The sequence below is a fragment of the Butyricicoccus sp. genome, from assembly GCF_050872565.1.
In the GTDB taxonomy this organism is placed as follows: Bacteria; Bacillota; Clostridia; order Oscillospirales; family Butyricicoccaceae; genus Butyricicoccus_A.
In genome coordinates, this window is the sequence record NZ_JBNMHC010000443.1 from 1 (window position 1) to 1,574 (window position 1,574).

A 1,574-nucleotide genomic window follows, 5' to 3' on the forward strand; every position below is an offset into this window, starting at 1 on the left:
CCTCTTCCTTTCTATCTCGTATCTTACGCTGCACCGAGTAGCCGCAGAATATCCTGCCAAGTCACATAGACCATGAGAAGCATCAGAACAGCGAATCCTCCAAAATGAATATAGCCTTCGTATTTTCGTGGAACCGGCTTGCGCGCAATCAGTTCGATGAGCACAAACAGCAGCCGTCCGCCGTCCAGTGCCGGAAGCGGCAGCAGATTCATCACGCCCAAGTTAATGGAAATAAACGCGATGAGCAGGAAAAAGCTCGTCATGCTGCTCTGCGCCGTCTGTACAAGCACATCAGTCACACCGACCGGGCCGGACATCTGGTCAATGCCTACCTGCCCGCTGACCAGCTGCTTTAGGCTGATCCACACAAGCCGCGCGTAGTCATACGACCGATACACGGCATTTTTTACTTTATCTACTACAGTCAGCTTGGTCACGGTGAAATCCACGCCGTACCGCTGTACACCATCGTATTCCGCCGGTTCCAGCTTGACATCGTGCAGTTCTTTCTTTTCGCCGTTACGCTGCACGACAATGTCATAACTGGTGTCTGCGCCAAGGCTCAGTCCTGTTGTGACGTCGGAAGTCAGCAGCACGCGATAGCCGTCAATGCTGAGAATGCGGTCGCCTTCCATCAGCATACTCTCGCCCTGCGACGGAAAGCCGTCTGCAAAGCCTTGAATCACCGGCTCTGTGCCCTCGGTCTGCGGCAGCAAAAGCACCAGTACGATGAGGAAGCCCAACAGGAAATTCATCAGCGCACCGGCAGCAAGAATCAGTGCCCGCCAGCCAATCGGCGCACCCGCCAATGTGCCCGGCTGATCCTGTTCCGTGTCCTCGCCTTCCATGACGCAGGCACCGCCAAACGGCAGGATGCACAGCTTAAAATCTGTCTCACCGATTTTCTTATGCGCGAAGGCCGGTCCCATGCCGACCCAAAATTCGAGCACATGTACACCGGCAGCCTTTGCCGCCATAAAGTGCCCGAACTCATGGACGATGACCAGACAGCCAAACGCCAAAATCGCTAAAATTACAGTCAAAATGGTCAAAGAAACACCTCTTACGAGCCAAATTTAAGACAGCAGCAGTCCCTTGACAATCTCACGGGCTGCGCGGTCACTTGCCAAAACATCCTCAATGGTAATTTCCGGCAAGTACTCGACTTCGTCCATCGCCGCCTGTACCAGCTCCGGAATGCGATAGAACGGAATCTGATCGTGCAGGAACAAATCGACTGCCGCCTCGTTTGCGCCGTTCATAATCGCACCAAGATTGCCGCGGGCAGCTGCCGCACGGCGCGCCAGTCCCAAAGTCGGGAACGCCTCTTCATCCGGCGCAAAAAACGTCAAATTGTGTCTGCGCGGCAAATCCAGCGGCGGCACCTTGCACGGTACGCGCTCCGGATAGGTCAGGGCATACTGAATCGGCAGACGCATATCCGGATTGCCCATCTGGGCAATGACAGAGCCGTCTTCAAATTCGACAGCGGAATGCACAATGCTCTCTCTGTGCACAACAATATCAATATCATCCGGCTCTACGTCGTACAGCCACATCGCTTCGATCAGTTC

At 54.5% G+C, this 1,574-nt stretch carries 1 protein-coding gene and 1 pseudogene; both read right to left on the minus strand.

The genetic code is table 11. The features are described 5' to 3' along the window. Positions 1 to 23: 23 nt before the first annotated feature. Entirely contained in the window at positions 24 to 1,052 is a 1,029-nt protein-coding gene (gene rseP, locus ACR0P9_RS12335; RefSeq protein WP_432620577.1) for an RIP metalloprotease RseP, read from the minus strand. A 24-nt stretch (positions 1,053 to 1,076) separates the two neighbouring features. Further along, positions 1,077 to 1,574: pseudogene (locus ACR0P9_RS12340) on the minus strand (1-deoxy-D-xylulose-5-phosphate reductoisomerase); the annotation flags it as partial.